This is a genomic window from Novosphingobium sp. PP1Y (assembly GCF_000253255.1).
Lineage (GTDB): Bacteria > Pseudomonadota > Alphaproteobacteria > Sphingomonadales > Sphingomonadaceae > Novosphingobium.
On record NC_015580.1, the window covers coordinates 171,720 to 189,136 of the forward strand.

Below are 17,417 nucleotides of genomic sequence, written 5' to 3' on the forward strand. Positions count from 1 at the left end.
TTACTTCTCCTGCGCCGGAGCGTGGACCGTGCGGTCGCCGCTGCCGTCGTATAGTTCGCGGTATCGATAGAGCTTGGGGGCTTCTGCCAGCGGCGGATCGGAATACTTGCGCGCTTCCTGCCACCACAGAGCCTTCAATTCTTCCAGTTTGGCGGGCATTTCCGCGGCCAGATCGTGATTTTCCGAAGGATCGGCCGCGGTATCGTAGAGCTGCCACACGTCTTTGGCGAAATCGGCGTCGCGCGGGTGGATGGCAAGGGCGCGCCACTTGCCCTGCGTGATCGCGCGGTTACCGCGCAGTTCGAAGTATTGCACGGTGCGCGCGGACGGCGCAGCCGGGTTCGTCACGCTGGGCAGGAACGACGCGCCGGCAACCGGGATCTCGGACTTGCCATCGACCTCCTCGGGGAAGCTGGCACCTGCCGCCGCCGCCAGCGTGGGGGCAATGTCGATCGCGTCGACATACTGCGTGCGAACCTTGCCGCTGGCCTTCACGCGCTTTGGCCAGCTCACGATCATCGGCGTGCGCACTCCGCCCAGCTGCGGCCAGATCTTGTAGCGCTTGAACGGCGTGTCGCCCAGGAATGCCCAGGGGCGCTGGTACTCGCTTTGCGTCTTGTCGGTTCCAAGTTCGTCGAGGCGCGCAAGCATCTGCTCGGGCGTCAGCGTGTTGGGGCGGTACATCCGCTCGAACGAGCCCTTCTGGCCAGCCTCCGAAGCCGCACCGTTGTCGGACACCAGGACGATCAGCGTATTGTCGAACTGGCCTGTGTCCTTGAGGTGCTGGACGAGACGACCGATCTGTTCGTCGGTATGCGTGATGAACCCCGCATAGGTCGCCATGAAGCGGGCGAAGACGGTCTTTTCGGTAGGCGTCAGGTCGGCCCAGGCGCGATCTCCGGTCGCCCGCTCGGTGAGCTGTGCATTCGCGGGCATGATGCCGGAACGCTTCTGCCGGGCGAGGCGGGCAGGCCGCAATGCGTCCCAGCCCTTTTCATAGATTCCGGCATAGGCATCGATGTAGCGCTTGGGCACCTGGATCGGGGCATGTCCGGCACCATAGGCCAGATAGACGAACTGCGGCTTGGTTGCTCCGCCCGCAAGAGCCTTGATCGCGTGATCGGTGATATCGACGGACAAGTGGTAGCCCGGCCGATCCGGCTTCGCCAACGCATGGTTATCTTCGACCAGATCGGGATGATACTGGTCCGTCCAGCCCGATATGAAGCCATAGAAGTCGTCGAAGCCGCGCTGCAAGGGCCAGGAGGCGTTGTGGCCGGGCGATCCGTCCTCGCTTTCGGGAGCCAGATGCCACTTGCCGTAGACGTGCGTGCCGTAGCCGGCATCGTGCAGGACTTGCGCGATGGTGCTGGCGTTAGGCGCCAGTTCTCCCCGGTCGCGCGTCATGTCCGCCGGATCGACGACGCGGGCGGGAAGGTCCGGCAGCCTGACCGTTTGCGGGTTGCGCCCTGTCAGCAATGCCGCGCGCGTGGCCGTGCACACCGCCTTGGAATCGAAATGATTGTACCGCAGTCCCGCGCGCGCCAGCGCATCGATGTTGGGCGTGCGGATCTCCGAGCCGAAAGCGCCGAGGTCAGAAAAGCCCACGTCGTCCAGCACGATAAGGACGATGTTGGGCGCGCTGGCGCGTGCGCGCAAAGGCGGAGCATCCCGGGCAGTCGAAGGCACGGCAATCGCGCCGATTGCCAGGCATGCAGACAGGCCGGTGGCCAGTCGGAGCATCCCTTTCAGTCGCGACCCTTGCTGTGCTTTCATCGACCTGTCCCTTGTGCTTCTTGTAATTGCAATCGTGATGGCCTTTCGGCTCAGCCGGTGCTTTTCAGGATACCGGTGTATCCGCGCAGCCCCAGCAGCAAGGCGAGAACCGATAGAGGCGACGCGATGGCGCAGACGATCGTGATGGCGTTGGGAAGCTGGGCCGGATCGTTGTACCAGAAGTCGGTAACGGCGGCGATCGCGAGAGGACCGCCCGCGGCGCCGATCAGGTTGACCATCAGCATGTAGCCCGCCGAAACCGAAGCGCGCATGCGGTTGGGCGTGATTTCCTGCAAGGCCGCAAGGCCACCGCCGAAGTTGAAGCCCGCCAGGAAGTTCATCACCCCGATCAGGGCCAGCGACAGCGTGGCCGTGGAAGCCTGCGGGAAGCTGATGGTGACAGGAATCAGAGCCGTGAAGCCGAACATCGCCGTGAACAAGTTGGCGCGTTCATAGCCCCGGCGGCGCAAGGCGGCGGCGATGAAGCCGCCCGCAAGAGTGCCACCTACGCCGCACAGCGCGGTGATCAGGCCATACTGCGCGCCGATCTGGGCGGTTGTCAGGCCGAACTTGCGCTCCAGAAAGGCGGGGATCCAGGCACCCGTTGCGTTGCCCACGAGGATCATGAGGGCAAAACCTGCGCTGATGCCGAAATACGCCTGCCAGTGACGGCGCATGTGCGCCATCAGTTCTGAGAGGGAGGGGCTGGTGTTGGTGTTCTCGTCCGCGGCGCCCGTACCGGGGGCACTCATGCGCACGGGCTCGCGCACCAGGAACATGCACAGGGCCAGGACGATTCCTGGTGCGCCCAACGCCAGGAAGATCAGGTGCCAGCCCTTTACCGCGCCGAGCAGGGGCAGGACCAAGACGCTGCTCGGCGGCACGACCGAGGCCAGCAGACCACCCAGCAGCAACGCCATTGCGCCGCCGATATAGATGCCCATCTGGTAGACGGCCATGGCGGCGGGCAGGCGCTCTTTGGGGAAGTAATCGGCCAGAAGGGAATAGGCGGCCGGGCTGAGGCCGCCTTCTCCGGCGCCCACACCGATTCGGGCGATGAAAAGCGTGACGAAGGAACGGGCGACGCCGCATAGAGCGGTCGCGACGCTCCAGATGAGGACGGCTGCAGCCACGATGTTGCGGCGATTCGCCTTGTCCGCCAGTCGCGCGACAGGCAGTCCGACCAGGACGTAGAACATCGTGAAGCTGAGGCCATAAAGCAGGCTCATGGCCGTGTCGCTGACCTGCAGATCCTGCTTGATCGGCTCAACCAGCAGAGCAAGAGCCTGCCGGTCGACGAACGCCAGCGTGTTGGCAGCCGCAAGCATGCCTGCGGCAAACCAGGCTCGCCGCGGCGAGGGCCAGCTGCGATCCTTTTCAACTTCCGGCATTCGTCCTCCCATAGGGTTCGCATATTGTAGCGCTAAAAGCCCTTGTGCCAAAAGTGAGCGGCAGGTCAAGGCATTGTTTGTCGCTTTGCAATGATACGTATTCTCAGCCGTCGGCGGAATATGGCTTCGCGCCGCCGAAAAGGTTTGACGACGTCCTCCGTTTCTGATTTTAGCGGTAAATATAAACAGCGGTTGGAATCCGGCCGATTCAAGGGGTGGCGTAAAAGCGTCGACTTCTCAAGATGTTAACAAGATGGATGCATGAAGTTGAACAGTTTGGTCGACATGCGCGGCCGCCTCGGCGACGCCAAGACGCGATTCGCGCCGTTCACGGGCGGACCTGCCGAAAATTCGCGGGACGCCGCGCATGGCTGAAATGACCGTGGAAGCAGCCGATCCGTTGGCGATCGATGCCGCCGCCCGCTGCTGGGTCGAGCGGACGCGCGATTCGATGAGCGCCGAGGAGCTGGTAGGCCAGCTGTTCGTCTTCTCCACGTCGCAGGACAGTCGCGAGGAGCTTGACCCGCTGCTGGCGTTGAAGCCGGGCGGGATAAACCGTTTCCCCACCCGCGATCTTGCCGCCTTTCGCGACGCCAGCGTGCGCACGATCGAAGCTGCATCGGTGCCGCCGATCTTCACCGGCGACATCGAAGGAGGCACGATCAGCTATCCCTTCGCCACGACCGTGCCCAATATCATGGGGCTGGCCGCCTGCAACGATCTTGGCACGACGGAAGCCGTCGCGCGCGTCGTTGCCCGGGAAAGCCGCGCCCTGGGCTACGACTGGTCGTTCGGCCCGGTGGTCGACATCAACGCCGTGTTCCGCAGTGCCATCGTGGGCACGCGCTCGTTCGGCTCCGATCCGCTCAAGGTGCTGCAGCAGGCCAGCGTCTATGCACGCGTACTGCAGGAAGAAGGCATCGCCGCGTGCCTGAAGCACTGGCCAGGCGACGGCTTCGATGATCGCGACCAGCATTTGGTCACCAGCGTCAATCCGCTGTCGGTGGAGGAGTGGCATGCGCTTTACGGGCGCATCTATGGTGCGCTGATCCGCGAAGGCGCGATGACGGTCATGTCCGCGCATATTGCGTTCCCAGCCTACATCCGCAGCCGGATGCCCGATGCCGGACATGAGGCCTTCCAGCCCGCGACAGTGTCGCGGATACTCAATCAGGACCTGCTGCGCGGCGAACTGGGCTTTCGCGGCCTGATCATTTCCGACGCGACGGGCATGGGCGGCCTCACGAGCTGGATGGAGCGGTCGGAAACCGTTCCGACCGTGATCGAAAACGGCTGCGACATGTTCCTGTTCAGCCGGGCGCCCCAGCGTGACTTCGGCTTCATGCTGGATGGTCTGCGCAAGGGTCTGCTTTCCGAAGCGCGCCTGCACGAGGCGGTGACGCGGATCCTGACGCTGAAGGCGCGGCTGGGCCTGCACCTGCGCGCTCCGGATGAGCGGATGCTTCCGCTCGATGCCATGCGCGAACAGCTGCAGACCCCGGCAAGCCGCGAAGTGGCGCGCGCCGCTGCGGGGCAGGGCGTGACCTTGGTGAAGGACGTGCAGAACCTCCTGCCGCTCGACCCTGTCACCCATCGCCGCGTGGTGATCATCGCCGAGGAAGGCTTCAGCTTCTGGGACGGGGCGCTCGATCGCGGCTATGCGCCTCTTGTGGAAGAACTGACAGCCCGCGGGTTCGAGGTGCGCTCCTACGATGCCGATGCCATGCCGACTCGAGAGGATACCGATCTCATCCTGTATCTGGCCGGGCAGGAAGCGACACCGAGTGTGGCGCACATCTATCTGGATTTCGTGAAGCTGCACGGCGGCAATCGCAAGGCAATGACCCAGTTCTCGCGGGAAGTGCCCACCGCGCTTCTGTCCTTTGGTCATCCCTACTATCTCTACGACGCCCCGCACATTCGGACATGTGTCAACGCCTACAGCTCGATCGAGGCGGTGCAACGCGAGACAGCCAAGCGCTTGACGGGCGAAGAGCCGTTCATCGGGGTAAGCCCGGTCGATGCCTTTTGTGGTACGGAGCAATTGCAATGGTAAATGGCGAGGAAAAAGCCGCCAGCCGGCAGGCCGAAGGCGCGAACGACCAGCGTTCGCAGCTGGAAGCTCTTTACGCCGCGATGGCGCCGCAAGGACTGCAGCCGCTTTGGGAAAGCCTGCACGCACTGGTGTTGCCGGAGCCGAAGTCCCCGGCAAGGCCATGGCGCTGGAGCTATGACGATACGCGCAACTATCTGATGCGCGCGGGCGACATCATCAGCGCCGAACAGGCCGAACGCCGCGTGCTCATCATGGAGAACCCGGGGATCGCGGGGCAGGCGGCCATTACGCCCAGCCTGTATGCCGGCTTGCAGCTGATTCTGCCGGGCGAAGTGGCACCATGCCACCGCCACGCGCAGAACGCGCTGCGCTTCGTGATGGAAGGCAGCGGCGCTTTCACCGCGGTGGACGGCGAGAAGGCGATCATGGAACAGTTCGACCTCGTACTGACGCCGGCGGGGCAGTGGCACGATCATGGAAACCAGACCGATACGCCGATGATCTGGCTGGATGGCCTCGATATTCCGACCGTGCGCCTGTTCGATGCAAGCTACGCCGAACGCCTGGGCAGCGCGGCACATCCCGAGACGGTTCGTCCCGGCGACACGTCGGCCCGCTATGGTCACAACATGCGGCCGATGCGTGGCAGTTCGGCGGATCGCAGGCCGGGCGGTCGGCCCCTGTTCCATTACCGCTATGCCGAATGGCGCGAAGCGCTGGGCGCCATGGCGGCAAGCGCGGACATCGATCCCCATCTGGGCCATGCGCTGGAATTCCTGAACCCAGCCGACGGCGGCCCGGTCCTGTCGACCATCTCGGCCCACGTCCGGCTGCTCCCCGCCGGCTTTGAAACCCGTGCGCGGCAGGCGACCGACGGCACCGTTTTCGTTGTGTGCGAAGGCGAGGGCGAGCTGCTTTTGGGCGACGACGTGATCGCGCTGCAGCCGCGCGATGTGGTCGTAGTCCCATCCTGGATCCGTCATCAGTTCCGGGCGTCATCGGAACTGATCCTGTTCGGCTATTCCGACAAGGCTTCGCAGATGAAGCTCGAACTCTATCGTGAGGTAAACCATTGACCCAGCTTTTCGAAACGCTCGCGCCCGTCCTTGCCAAAACCAGCGATGGCAATGACTTCCCCGTCCGCCGCGTCTTCTGCATCGGTCGCAACTACGCCGACCATGCCAAGGAAATGGGCGTCGAGGTGGACCGCGAGGCTCCGTTCTATTTCACCAAGTGGGCCGAGACGGTGATCCCGACCGGTTCGACGATGGCATACCCGCCGATGACACAGAACTTCCATTATGAAGCCGAACTCGTCGTCGCGATCGGCAAGGGTGGCCGCAATATCGACGAAGCGCAGGCCCTCGATCACATCTATGGCTATGCTACCGGCCTCGACATGACGCGCCGCGATCTCCAGCTGGAAGCACGGAGCAAGGGCCGCCCCTGGGATGCCGGCAAGAACGTGGAGCAGTCGTCACCGCTGGGCCTGCTGCATCCGATCTCCGAAACGGGTGAACTGACCAAGGGCAGGATCAGCCTGACCGTCAACGGTGAAGTCAAGCAAGACGCCGATCTGGCCGACCTCATCCATTCGGTACCGGCGCTGATCGCCTATATTTCCAAGGCCTATCGTCTGGAACCGGGCGACCTGATCTACACCGGTACGCCTGCAGGCGTGGGAGCCGTGCTTCCGGGTGACGAAATCGTGATCTCGATCGAGGGCCTCAGCGACACCGTCATCAAGGTCGGACCGCCCCTCGATGCCTGAGAATACGGTACTTCACGGCTTCTGGCGCTCGTCTTCGGCGTGGCGGGTCCGCATCGCGCTGGCGCTCAAGGGCGTCGCGTGGGAAGGGCGGACCTACCATCTTCGCGAAGGCAGGCAGCGCGGATCGGATTTCCTTGCGCTGAACCCGCAAGGGCTGGTTCCCGCCCTGGAAATCGATGGCGCAACGCTGACGCAAAGCCTGGCGATGTGCGAGTATCTCGACGAAGTGCATCCCGAACCGGCCTTGCTGCCGGGCGACGCGATGCAGCGCGCCAAGATCCGTGCTGCCGCACAGGCGATCGCCTGCGACGTTCATCCTCTGCAGAACCTCAAGGTCCTGCAGAAGCTGCGCGACCTTGGCCACAGTGAAGATGTCGTGACGGGCTGGGCCCGAGACGTCATCGAAGGCGGGCTTGAGGCATTTTCGAAGCTGATCGCCCGGAACGAAGGCACCTATTGCTTCGGTGATACGGTCACGCTGGCCGACATCTGCCTGATACCGCAGTTGGGCAATGCCCGCAGGTTCGGCGCCAGAATGGACTTCCCGCGGCTTCTGGCTGTGGAAGCGGCCTGCAACGAACTGGAAGCGTTTCGCGTGTCGGTGCCTTCGTTGCAAAGCGACGCCGAGTGACCATCAGGGCCTAGCCCAGTTGAAATGGGCCACGTTCACGCGATCTCTCCTCCCGCGTGAAGGTGGTTGACGGCGGCGGATGTGCATCCGCCGCCGTCGAACTTCTCTCCCCCCACTCCCCCCAGGATCATATCTTCAAGATGTCTTCGTTTCCGAAGCGCAAGAATCGTTCCATCTTGCGCAGCCGGGCCAGCCTTGCCGGTCTCACTTTGTACGGCCTGTCCTTCGATCCCGCACACGGTCGCGAAGCGGCGATCACACCGGTTCCCGATGATCCGCCGCGCTTGCAGGATGCGGCACCGGAAGCGGACACACGTGACGGCGCGGCGCGGGGCCAGCCGCGGATCACGCCCAATCTTCCTGCCAACCTTCACAAGGGGCCGCGGCAGGGCGAGCATTTGCGCATCTGGCAGAACCGCCCCCTCAAAGCGATCAAGCAAAGCGCCGAGTCCGATTTTCCGCTCGGCCCGCTCAGCCACATCCCTCTCGGCGATGGCGGCGCCTACTTGTCCATTCATGGCGAAGAACGGATGCGAATGATCCGGCAGGATCGCTCCTCTCTCGGTACAAGTCGTCAGCCGCGACAACTCAACATCCAGTTCCGTCACCAATGGGGTGCCGAACTGCACATCAACGACAGCGTCCGTTTCGTCGGCGAACTGGTCTACGGCCAGGTGACCGGCAAGAACTACGTCACACCGGCCATCGACCGGCAGGACAACGGTCCGGAAATATCGCAAGCCTTCGTGGAAATGCAGGACAAGATGGCGGGCGGGCGCGTTGGCGCGGTGCTGGGGCGCCAGAAGATGCAGCTGGGGTCAGGCTCGGTCATATCGTTGCAGATCGCGCAGAACATCCAGCGGAGCTACGATGGTGTGCGCGCCTACTACGAACGGGACAAGTTCCGCTTCGATGCCATCGCCGTCAGGCCGTCGACTTTCACGCACGGCGCCTTCAACGACAGCACGAGCGATACGGAGAGCATCTGGGGTGGTTACGCAGCCTATGCGTTGCCCAGGGGCAAGCGGGTGGCACTCAACCTCGATGCCTTCTACTTCCGCTACCGTGATGAAGACAGTCCGCTGCTGGGCCAGCGGTCGGTGGAAGAACGCAACAACTTCGGCACCAGGCTCTGGGGCATCGTCGGACCGGCACAGCTGGACTTCACCCTGAACCGGCAGACCGGGCAAATCGCCGACAAGCCGATCCGCGCATGGTCGCTGATTTCGGCAACGCGTATCAACCTGTCGACCGGGAGCCTGAAGCCAGCGCTGATTCTCCAGGCCGATGTGCTTTCGGGCGGCGATCGAAACGGGGCCGTCATCCATACGTACAACCATATGTACGGTCGTCAGCGGCATAACAATTTCGGCAACCTGTTGGGGCTGACCAACCTCTACAGCTTCGGCGGCGCTCTCAGGGTGAAACCGTCCAAGGACCTTGTGCTGCAGGCGGGTGTCAGGAATTTCTGGCGCTATTCCATCCACGATGGCCACGCGATCGGCTACCAGACCTTCGTGAACAACACAAAGACGCGCGAACGGTTCATCGGCACCTTGCCGACCGTGTCGGTGCAGTACCAGCTGACCCGCGAGATATCGATGCGGGCCGTGGCTGCCCGTCTCCTGTCCAGCGACGGATACAAGGAACTTGGCCAGCGCGACCTGACGAACCTGGGCTTTGAGTTTAACGTGCTGTTCTGAGGCAGCCGCTCCGGCTCACGCCGGAATCTCACCCGCGGAACTGGTTCAAGATCAACATATGTGTCGCTGCGCGAAAGGCCGGCCATCCACAATCATTCGACCTGCCGGGCACAAGCCTCTTGCGCGGCGAGGCAAAGGCGCTCATCGAAACGCCATCGGGGCCTTTACTTCGTAGGCACGTCCCGGCTGAGAGACCTCGCGCGCTCCCGCTTACAGCAGGAGCGCGCCTCATGCGGTTCTCACCAGATTTTTCGAAAATTCAATCTGCACTGCCGGTGGTCACCGGCATCAGACGATTGCCGGTGGTCGCCGGCACCGGACTTGCGCTTTGAGCCTCGGCGCTCCCACGATTTCCCCCCAGACATGCGATCGACCGGCCCGGAGCCGTGTGCGAAGCAACCTCCCCGAGGAGCGTTCATGACAGAAGACGATGTGCTGGTCGGCACGGCCCATGTGCCCGAAGGTGTCGAACTGAGGCTCGTGCAACACGGCGACGGCTTCACCATCCTGCTTGAAGACAATGAACTGATGAGCACCGAGGCCAGCCATTCGGAAGAGGCCCTGGCGACGATGACCTGCGCCCGGCTTGGCGATCGCAATGCGGTGCACATGCTCGTGGGCGGTTATGGCATGGGCTATACGCTGCGGGCTGCCTTGAGCGCCCTTGGCGAGGACGCAAGCGTTGTCGTGGCGGAAATCGTGCCCGAGATCATAGAATGGGCGCTCGGCCCGATGCGGCATGTCACCGCGGGCTGTCTCAACGATCCCCGGGTGATGTTGGTCAAGGAAGACCTCGCCATGCTGATCGACGCGGCGCGCGAGGGCTACGATGCGATCCTGCTCGATGTCGACAACGGGCCCGAGGGGCTTACCCGCCGCCAGAACGACCTGCTCTATTCGAAGTCGGGCCTGGAAAGGACCATGCAGGCCCTGACCCCCGGGGGGATCGCCGCCATCTGGTCGGCATGGCCCGATCCGGCTTTCACGGCGCTGCTCGAGGAAGTCGGCTTCGAGGTCTCGGTCGTTACGGTCACGTCCGAACCCGATGGGAAAGGGCACCAGCATGTCATCTGGTTTGCCCGTAAATGCGAACAGGCACTGGCGAGGGAGCCTCTTCGCGAAGACACTGGCCGAAGGGTTCTCGATCTTTGCCGTGACTGAGTGTGCAATTCAGCCAGTCGTGGCCGGTTCGACCTGCGACATTGGTCGAGTAAGGGGCTTGAGGCTTTGAGTATGCAAAGAATTACGGTAAATGCGGCGACTTGAGACAATGGCACGGCGCTGGTAATAAATCTTATGGCCAATTGTGATCTTTGCGTGGTTCGCAACCGGGCGATTTGCGCATCGCTCGACGCGAAGGAGCTTGAAGCTCTCAATGCGATCGGCCGTACCCGCACGATCACGCCCGGTGAATCGCTGATCTGGGAAGGCGAGGATTCGGTCCTCGTTGCCAATGTCATCGAAGGTGTGCTCAAGCTTTCGACCAATACCGAGGATGGGCGCGAGCAGATCGTGGGCGTCGTCTATCCCTCCGACTTCATCGGCCGGCCCTTCGGCGGCACTTCCGGGCACGGTGTCACAGCCCTGACCGATGCGAAGGTCTGCGTCTTCTCGCGCCGGGATTTCGATGCCTTTGCGCGCGAACACCCGCAGCTTGAGCACAAGCTGCTCGAGCGTACGCTGGGTGAGCTGGACCGTACGCGGCGCTGGATGCTGCTGCTTGGCCGCAAGTCGGCCTCGGAGAAGATGGCCAGCTTCCTGATCGAGATGGTGGAGCGCCTCCAGGGATCCGGATGTCGCATCGATTTCGACAAGCCCAACGAACGCCATCTCACGCTGCCGTTCTCGCGCCAGCAGATCGCCGATGTCCTGGGCCTCACGATCGAGACGGTCAGCCGCCAGTTCACCCGGCTCAAGAATGAAGGCGTGATCGACCTGCCTTCACGCCGCGATGTGACGATTCTCGATTTCGACGCGCTCGTCGCCGAAGCCGGCTGACGTCGCTCCCGGTTCAGGCGATGGCTTCGCGCAGCCTCTCCTGCACGCTTGCGTAATGCCTTCGCTCTAGCGGGGGGGCGAGATCGAAGGCATCGACATAGTGTTCGAAGCGGGCGCGAACCGCGCTGCGCTCAAGCCCGAAAGCTGACAGGTCATAGCGATGGTGCTGCCAGCGATGCTGGCTGCGCGCCTTGCGGACATAGCGGCGCATGCGTGGCAGGGCCGGGGCGATTTCCATGCCCAGGAAGCGGTATACCCGTTCCATGACGCCTTCCCAGTCGGTGTCCATTTCGCGGTAATGCACGTCGATGCGCTGGCTCGGATGGATGCGATTGCGCGCAGCCTGCATCCGGTCGATCTGCAGACCGGTCTTCTCGAGCCAATGCCGGCCGATCCATTGCGGATCGGCTTCGTCGCTGTGAATGGTCATCTGGTTCCACACCAGCGAGCAACTGCTTCCCACGACGCGCTCGGGATCGCGATGGATGAAGATCAGCCGCGCCTCGGGCAAACCGTCTCGAAGAAGCGCAAGTGTTCGAAGCGGTCATCGGCCGCGAGCAGGCGGTGGAGGCGCGTCGTGCCCGATCGCATCGGACCGACGACGATCACTGGAGGGACCAGCGGTTCAGCGAGGATTTCGCGTTCCCGCTTGAACCATTGCTGCGCCCATAGGCGCTCGCGCATGACCTTGAGGAACTGCCCCGTCGCCGCGAAATGGCCGATCGGGTTGAGCGCGGCTTCCGCCTTCAGCGCTTCGACGAGGACTTCCAGCGGCTCAAGGAACCAGGGATCGCCGAAATCGTCGAGCCCGGTCTGCTCGCGGGCGACCGAACAGAGTTCCTGTACGTCGAGCTGCACTTGCGGCATGATGGAGCAGGCATCGAGGCCGGTCAGTATGCGGTTGGCTACGCCCACAAGCGGTGAGCGGGTCGGTAACGAGAATTCTCCGGTCATGATCGCAATAAGCGCATGTCGGGAAGAATTGTTCAATCGGGCGAAAATCTTTCTGACCGGCAAGCGGCTTGCAACAAGGTCCACGGCGTGGTGTTCAAAGGACATGCGTTCCTTTCTCCACGGATCAGGCCGAAAGTCCGGTCGGTTGAACGATGAAACCGGTCATCCCGGCTTGCGCGAACGCCTGATCAATCGTCGCAGCTCTCTTCTCTACATAAAGAATGCTGTGGCTTCGACGGCCTCGTTCCTATTCGATCTCCTTCTCATCTCATTGATGATCGAACGATGGGGCTGGAACAAGCTGGTGGCCGTGGCAGTCGGCTTCGTCCTCGCCAACGCGCTGCATTACCTGCTGGCACGGGCGTGGATCTTTCGCGGCAGCCTGCGCGGCATTGCCAGCGGCTACGTCTATTTCCTCGGCAATTCGCTGTTCGGGCTGGCCATCATCCTGGCCCTGTTCGCGCTTCTCGCGGATGGACTGGGCGTGCCGTACCTGATCGCCCGGGTCATCGCTTCGCTTTGCGCCGGGACGATCGTCTTCATTCTCAACGCAACGATCAACTTCCGGCAGCTCTGACGAAAAAGGGGAGCCGCGAACGGCTCCCCTTCGTGTCGTCGTGGAATAAGACCGGGTCAGAAGCGGTAGGATACGCCCGCACTCAGCACCCAGAGATCGAGCTTGTGCCGGGTCTTGAGCGCCAGCGTGTCGCCTTCGTAGAAAGAGGCGGTCGGGCGCATCCAGTACTTCTTGGCGTCGAGCGAGAGTCCGAAACCCTGGTCGCCCAGCGCGATGTCGACGCCGGCCTGCGCGGCAACGCCGAGCTTGTTCGACATCTTGACCTTGTCGATCCCCAGCGCCGCGGCGGTCGCGCCCGGCTTCTCGTCGAACACGAGGAACAGGGCCGGGCCCGCGCCCACGTAAGGCTTGATCGGGCCGCCGGTGTCGAGGTGCGCCTTTGCGGTCAGCGTCGCGGGAAGGATCAGCACATGGTCGACCAGTTCCGTGCCGGCCAGGTCGCCGGCGCCGTTGACGTGGTGCTGGGTAAAGCAGCAGATCGTCTCGACCGAGAACGTCCTGTTGAAGAAGTACTCGAGCGCGAGCGTGGGCACGACGTTGTCGTTCGCCTTCGTCTGCGGATTTGCGAGCGCGGCGACGGCGCCGCCCAGCGTCGTGGTGGTGTCGACGGACTTGACGCTGTCGATCTTGCCATCCGGCAGGACGGCGGTGCCGAGCACTTTGACCTGAAAGTGACCTTCAGGGCTGCCTGCCATGGCCGGAGCCGCAAAAACAGTGGCTGCGGCCAGTGCGGCCATCATCGTCAGTTTGCGCATATTGCCTGTCTTTCGTCGCCGCCGGGACCGCCCCTTGCGGTCCCCCTGTTGCCAGCGGCTGCAGGGACAGCCTTTCCTCGATCCTGCGCCAGCTTGATTTGATTCCGCGCAAATTTCCTTGGATTTCCGTTATTTTTGCCATGTTGTCCCGATTTTGATTCCGGTCAATGCCGGATCGATTCCCAGCCTCCAAGGGGGCAGACAGGTTCAGCAACAATCTCGAAAGAGAAGGTATATGGTAACGGTCCTTGCGCGGGCAGGCGTTTGGCTTGTCGTGCTATTCCTTGCCGTCATGGCTGCTGCGATGGCAGCCGACGCAGGGTTTGCAATTCACATGGCGATCGTCGCGCTCGCGGCCTTCGTCTGCCTCTGGTTCAGCTTGCGCAACACGGATTATGCCGCCGTCTCGCGCGGTATCCTCAGGATGCCGGCGGACGAGGGCCGGTACGACGACGACCCGATCCGCTGGGGTGTAATCGCCACGGTGTTCTGGGGCATGGCGGGCTTTACCGCGGGGCTGTTCATCGCCCTGCAGCTCACCTGGCCGGTCCTCAACTTCGAGCCTTTCCTCAATTTCGGACGCCTGCGGCCGCTGCATACCTCGGCGGTGATCTTCGCGTTCGGCGGCAATGCCCTGATCGCGACGAGCTTCTACGTCGTGCAGCGCACCTGCCGGGCGCGGCTTGCCTTTCCCGGCCTCGCCCGCTTCGTGTTCTGGGGCTACCAGCTGTTCATCGTGCTGGCCGCGACCGGGTACCTGCTCGGGATCACCGAGAGCAAGGAATACGCCGAGCCGGAATGGTACGTCGACTGGTGGCTTACGATCGTCTGGGTTGCCTACCTCGCGGTCTTCGTCGGCACGATCATCAAGCGCAGCGAACCGCACATCTACGTTGCCAACTGGTTCTACCTTGCCTTCATCATCACCGTGGCCATGCTGCATGTCGTCAACAACCTCGACATGCCGGTCAGCCTGCTCGGCTCGAAGAGCTACCCGCTCTTCGCCGGGGTGCAGGGCGCGCTGGTGCAGTGGTGGTACGGCCACAATGCGGTCGGCTTCTTCCTGACCGCCGGCTTCCTGGCGATGATGTACTACTTCGTGCCCAAGCAGGCCGAGCGCCCGGTCTATTCGTACCGGCTCTCGATCATCCACTTCTGGTCGCTGATCTTTCTCTACATCTGGGCGGGGCCGCACCACCTGCACTATACCGCGCTGCCCGACTGGGCGCAGACGCTGGGCATGGTCTTCTCGGTCATGCTGTGGATGCCGAGCTGGGGCGGCATGATCAACGGCCTGATGACGCTCAACGGCGCCTGGGACAAGGTGCGCACCGACCCGATCATCCGCATGATGGTCATGGCGCTCGCCTTCTATGGCATGAGCACGTTCGAAGGCCCGATGATGAGCGTGAAGAGCGTCAATTCGCTCTCGCACTACACCGACTGGACCATCGGCCACGTTCACTCGGGCGCACTGGGCTGGAACGGCATGATCACCTTCGCCTGCGTCTACTATCTGGTGCCGCGCCTGTGGGGACGCGAGCGGCTCTACAGCCTGCGCATGGTGAACTGGCACTTCTGGCTCGCGACCATCGGCATCGTCTTCTACGCCGCCAGCATGTGGGTGGCGGGGATCACCCAGGGCCTGATGTGGCGTGAATACGGGCCCGACGGCTACCTCGTGAACTCGTTCGCCGACACCGTCGCCGCCCTGCATCCGATGTTCATCATGCGCGCCTTCGGCGGCCTGCTCTACCTTGCCGGCGCCGTGGTCATGGTGGTCAACGTCTGGGCGACCATCCTGGGCAAGCTGCGCCGGGAAGCGCCGATGCGCGATGCCGCATACGACCCGGTCGCCGACCGTCCGATCCTGGCTCCTGCCGAATAAGCGTGACGAACAGGGAACAACGACAATGACTTCCATGACCGAACGCCACAAGACGCTCGAAAAGAACGTCACGCTTCTGGGCATTGCCGCGCTGGGCGCCGTCGTGATCGGCGGCGTGGTCGAGATTGCACCGCTCTTCTGGATCGACAACACGATCGAGAAAGTGGAGGGCATGCGCCCCTACACCCCGCTCGAGCAGGCCGGACGCGACATCTACGTGCGCGAGGGCTGCTACGTCTGCCACAGCCAGATGATCCGTCCCTTCCGCGACGAGGTGGAGCGCTACGGGCACTACAGCCTTGCTGCGGAATCGATGTACGACCACCCGTTCCAGTGGGGCTCCAAGCGCACCGGGCCGGACCTTGCCCGCGTCGGCAAGCGATACTCGGACGACTGGCATGTCCAGCACCTCAAGAACCCGCAGTCGGTGGTGCCGGAATCGGTAATGCCGCAATACGGCTTCCTCGCGGAAAACGACCTTAACGTGCCCGACATCGCGGCGAACCTCACGGCGCTGCGCCGGGTGGGCGTGCCCTATACCGACAAGGACGTGAAGATGGCGCTGGCCGACCTCGAGGCCCAGGCCGATCCCGAGGCGGACGCAGGCGATCTTGAGGAGCGTTACCCCAAGGCGCAGATCCGCGACTTCGACGGCAATCCTTCGCGCCTGACCGAAATGGACGCGTTGGTCGCCTATCTCCAGATGCTCGGCACGCTGGTCGATGTCGACGGCGCCGCGGCGCAGGAAGAACTCGCTTCGGAGCACGGCCGATGAGCACGCATTCCACTTACGACATGCTGCGGCACATGGCCGACAGCTGGGGCCTGCTGGCGATGCTGCTGGTCTTCGTGGTGCTGGTCGCCTGGCCTTTCCGGCCCGGCCAGCGCGTGAAGAACGACCATGCCGCCAACATGATCTTCAAGGACGAGAACGATGGCTGACGCTCACAATTCGCCGGCAGCCGCCAGCAGGCGCATCGACGAAGCGACCAACACCGAAACCGTCGGCCACGAGTGGGACGGGATTGAGGAACTCAACACCCCGTTGCCGCGCTGGTGGCTCTGGACCTTCTACGCGACCATCGTCTTCGCGATCGGCTATTGCGTGGCCTATCCGGCCTGGCCGATGATCTCGGGCGCGACCGAGGGCGTGCTGGGCTGGTCGAGCCGCGGTCAGCTCCAGAACGAACTGGATGCGCAGCAGGCGGCGCGGGCCAGGACGGTGGCCGCGCTGGCGGACATGCCGATCGAGCAGTTGCCGGACCATCCCGCACTGATGCGCGCGGCGATTGCCGGCGGATCGGCGGCCTTCAAGGTCAATTGCGTCCAGTGCCACGGCGCAGGCGCGGCCGGTTCCAAGGGTTATCCCAACCTCAACGACGACGACTGGCTGTGGGGCGGCGATCTCAAGACCATCGAGACCACGCTGATTCACGGCATTCGCCAGCCGGGCGACGATCAGACCCGGCAGTCGATGATGCCCAACTTCGGCGCCGATGGCCTGCTGACGGCGGAACAGATCGGCCAGGTCGCGGACTACGTGCTGACGCTTTCGGGCAAGGCCAGGGCCAGTGCATCCTCGCAGCAGGGCGCGCAGGTCTTCGCCGACAACTGCGCGGTGTGCCACGGCGCCGCGGGCAAGGGCAGCCGCCAGTTCGGTGCGCCGAACCTGTCGGATGCGATCTGGCTCGACGGCGGTCGGCGCGAGGACATCGTCGCGCAGCTCACGCGTCCGCACCACGGCGTGATGCCGGCCTGGGGCAATCGCCTCGATCCGGTGACGATCAAGATGCTGGCGGCCTACGTCCACTCGCTGGGCGGCGGCGAAGACTTCGCCGAGACCCCGGCCCCACCCGATACGCAACCGACAGAGGCTGAATAAGCCGCCTGCCGCTCTGCCCCCAAGCGGACTGGAAC

The 17,417-nt window shown here is 63.4% G+C and carries 17 protein-coding genes; 12 read left to right on the forward strand and 5 right to left on the reverse strand.

Going from position 1 to position 17,417, the window contains the following annotated elements:
• Together PP1Y_RS06930 and PP1Y_RS06935 are read right to left on the reverse strand one after the other, a co-directional pair.
• Nucleotides 1-1,776, reverse strand: coding sequence for an arylsulfatase (locus PP1Y_RS06930; protein WP_148274909.1), 1,776 nt, complete (start codon nucleotides 1,774-1,776; stop codon nucleotides 1-3).
• A gap of 50 nt (nucleotides 1,777-1,826) precedes the next feature.
• Nucleotides 1,827-3,167 (reverse strand): MFS transporter, encoded by a 1,341-nt coding sequence (locus tag PP1Y_RS06935; RefSeq protein ID WP_013831595.1) that lies wholly within the window; start codon nucleotides 3,165-3,167, stop codon nucleotides 1,827-1,829.
• A 367-nt stretch (nucleotides 3,168-3,534) separates the two neighbouring features.
• Between PP1Y_RS06935 and PP1Y_RS06940 the strand changes: the two genes are divergently transcribed.
• From PP1Y_RS06940 to PP1Y_RS06970, 7 genes are all read left to right on the forward strand, one after another.
• The gene (locus PP1Y_RS06940) at nucleotides 3,535-5,223 is read left to right on the forward strand and encodes a glycoside hydrolase family 3 protein (RefSeq protein WP_051009990.1); all 1,689 of its coding nucleotides are present in this window, start codon (nucleotides 3,535-3,537) and stop codon (nucleotides 5,221-5,223) included.
• Nucleotides 5,217-6,299, forward strand: coding sequence for a gentisate 1,2-dioxygenase (gene gtdA, locus PP1Y_RS06945; protein WP_013831597.1), 1,083 nt, complete (start codon nucleotides 5,217-5,219; stop codon nucleotides 6,297-6,299). The genes PP1Y_RS06940 and gtdA overlap by 7 nt, the downstream gene beginning before the upstream one ends.
• A complete protein-coding gene (locus tag PP1Y_RS06950) occupies nucleotides 6,296-6,994 on the forward strand; it encodes a fumarylacetoacetate hydrolase family protein (RefSeq protein WP_013831598.1) in 699 nt (232 codons plus the stop codon). The genes gtdA and PP1Y_RS06950 overlap by 4 nt, the downstream gene beginning before the upstream one ends.
• Nucleotides 6,987-7,625, forward strand: a complete 639-nt coding sequence (gene maiA, locus PP1Y_RS06955; RefSeq protein WP_013831599.1) for a maleylacetoacetate isomerase — start codon at nucleotides 6,987-6,989, stop codon at nucleotides 7,623-7,625. The genes PP1Y_RS06950 and maiA overlap by 8 nt, the downstream gene beginning before the upstream one ends.
• A 140-nt stretch (nucleotides 7,626-7,765) precedes the next feature.
• Entirely contained in the window at nucleotides 7,766-9,328 is a 1,563-nt protein-coding gene (locus tag PP1Y_RS06960) for an alginate export family protein (RefSeq protein WP_013831600.1), read from the forward strand.
• Between the two features lie 417 nt (nucleotides 9,329-9,745).
• Nucleotides 9,746-10,489, forward strand: coding sequence for a spermidine synthase (locus PP1Y_RS06965; RefSeq protein ID WP_232512570.1), 744 nt, complete (start codon nucleotides 9,746-9,748; stop codon nucleotides 10,487-10,489).
• Nucleotides 10,490-10,624: 135 nt separating this feature from the next.
• On the forward strand, nucleotides 10,625-11,326 hold the full coding sequence (locus PP1Y_RS06970; protein WP_013831602.1) for a Crp/Fnr family transcriptional regulator: 702 nt from the start codon (nucleotides 10,625-10,627) through the stop codon (nucleotides 11,324-11,326).
• Nucleotides 11,327-11,339: 13 nt separating this feature from the next.
• Here PP1Y_RS06970 and PP1Y_RS06975 read toward each other — a convergent pair whose 3' ends face one another.
• Together PP1Y_RS06975 and PP1Y_RS06980 are read right to left on the reverse strand one after the other, a co-directional pair.
• Nucleotides 11,340-11,837 carry a sulfotransferase gene (locus tag PP1Y_RS06975; protein ID WP_013831603.1) on the reverse strand — a complete coding sequence of 166 codons (498 nt, stop codon included), beginning with the start codon at nucleotides 11,835-11,837 and terminating at the stop codon, nucleotides 11,340-11,342.
• Nucleotides 11,819-12,280: a hypothetical protein gene (locus PP1Y_RS06980; RefSeq protein ID WP_013831604.1), complete on the reverse strand. Its 462-nt coding sequence runs from the start codon at nucleotides 12,278-12,280 to the stop codon at nucleotides 11,819-11,821. The genes PP1Y_RS06975 and PP1Y_RS06980 overlap by 19 nt, the downstream gene beginning before the upstream one ends.
• A gap of 145 nt (nucleotides 12,281-12,425) precedes the next feature.
• On the opposite strand from PP1Y_RS06980, the gene PP1Y_RS06985 reads away from it, so the two are divergent.
• Entirely contained in the window at nucleotides 12,426-12,857 is a 432-nt protein-coding gene (locus PP1Y_RS06985; protein ID WP_041558648.1) for a GtrA family protein, read from the forward strand.
• Between the two features lie 56 nt (nucleotides 12,858-12,913).
• Here the strand turns inward: PP1Y_RS06985 and PP1Y_RS06990 are convergent, their stop codons facing one another.
• Nucleotides 12,914-13,612, reverse strand: coding sequence for an OmpW family protein (locus tag PP1Y_RS06990; protein WP_041558649.1), 699 nt, complete (start codon nucleotides 13,610-13,612; stop codon nucleotides 12,914-12,916).
• 235 nt (nucleotides 13,613-13,847) lie between these two features.
• Here PP1Y_RS06990 and ccoN point away from each other — a divergent pair, with 235 nt between their 5' ends.
• From ccoN to ccoP, 4 genes are read left to right on the forward strand one after another with little or no spacing between them, the layout of a single operon-like run.
• Nucleotides 13,848-15,500 carry a cytochrome-c oxidase, cbb3-type subunit I gene (ccoN, locus tag PP1Y_RS06995; protein ID WP_013831607.1) on the forward strand — a complete coding sequence of 551 codons (1,653 nt, stop codon included), beginning with the start codon at nucleotides 13,848-13,850 and terminating at the stop codon, nucleotides 15,498-15,500.
• A gap of 25 nt (nucleotides 15,501-15,525) precedes the next feature.
• The gene (gene ccoO / locus PP1Y_RS07000) at nucleotides 15,526-16,275 is read left to right on the forward strand and encodes a cytochrome-c oxidase, cbb3-type subunit II (protein ID WP_013831608.1); all 750 of its coding nucleotides are present in this window, start codon (nucleotides 15,526-15,528) and stop codon (nucleotides 16,273-16,275) included.
• On the forward strand, nucleotides 16,272-16,442 hold the full coding sequence (locus tag PP1Y_RS07005) for a cbb3-type cytochrome c oxidase subunit 3 (RefSeq protein WP_013831609.1): 171 nt from the start codon (nucleotides 16,272-16,274) through the stop codon (nucleotides 16,440-16,442). The genes ccoO and PP1Y_RS07005 overlap by 4 nt, the downstream gene beginning before the upstream one ends.
• The gene (gene ccoP / locus PP1Y_RS07010; protein WP_013831610.1) at nucleotides 16,435-17,382 is read left to right on the forward strand and encodes a cytochrome-c oxidase, cbb3-type subunit III; all 948 of its coding nucleotides are present in this window, start codon (nucleotides 16,435-16,437) and stop codon (nucleotides 17,380-17,382) included. Before PP1Y_RS07005 ends, ccoP begins: the two co-directional genes overlap by 8 nt.
• The last annotated feature ends 35 nt before the right edge of the window (nucleotides 17,383-17,417 follow it).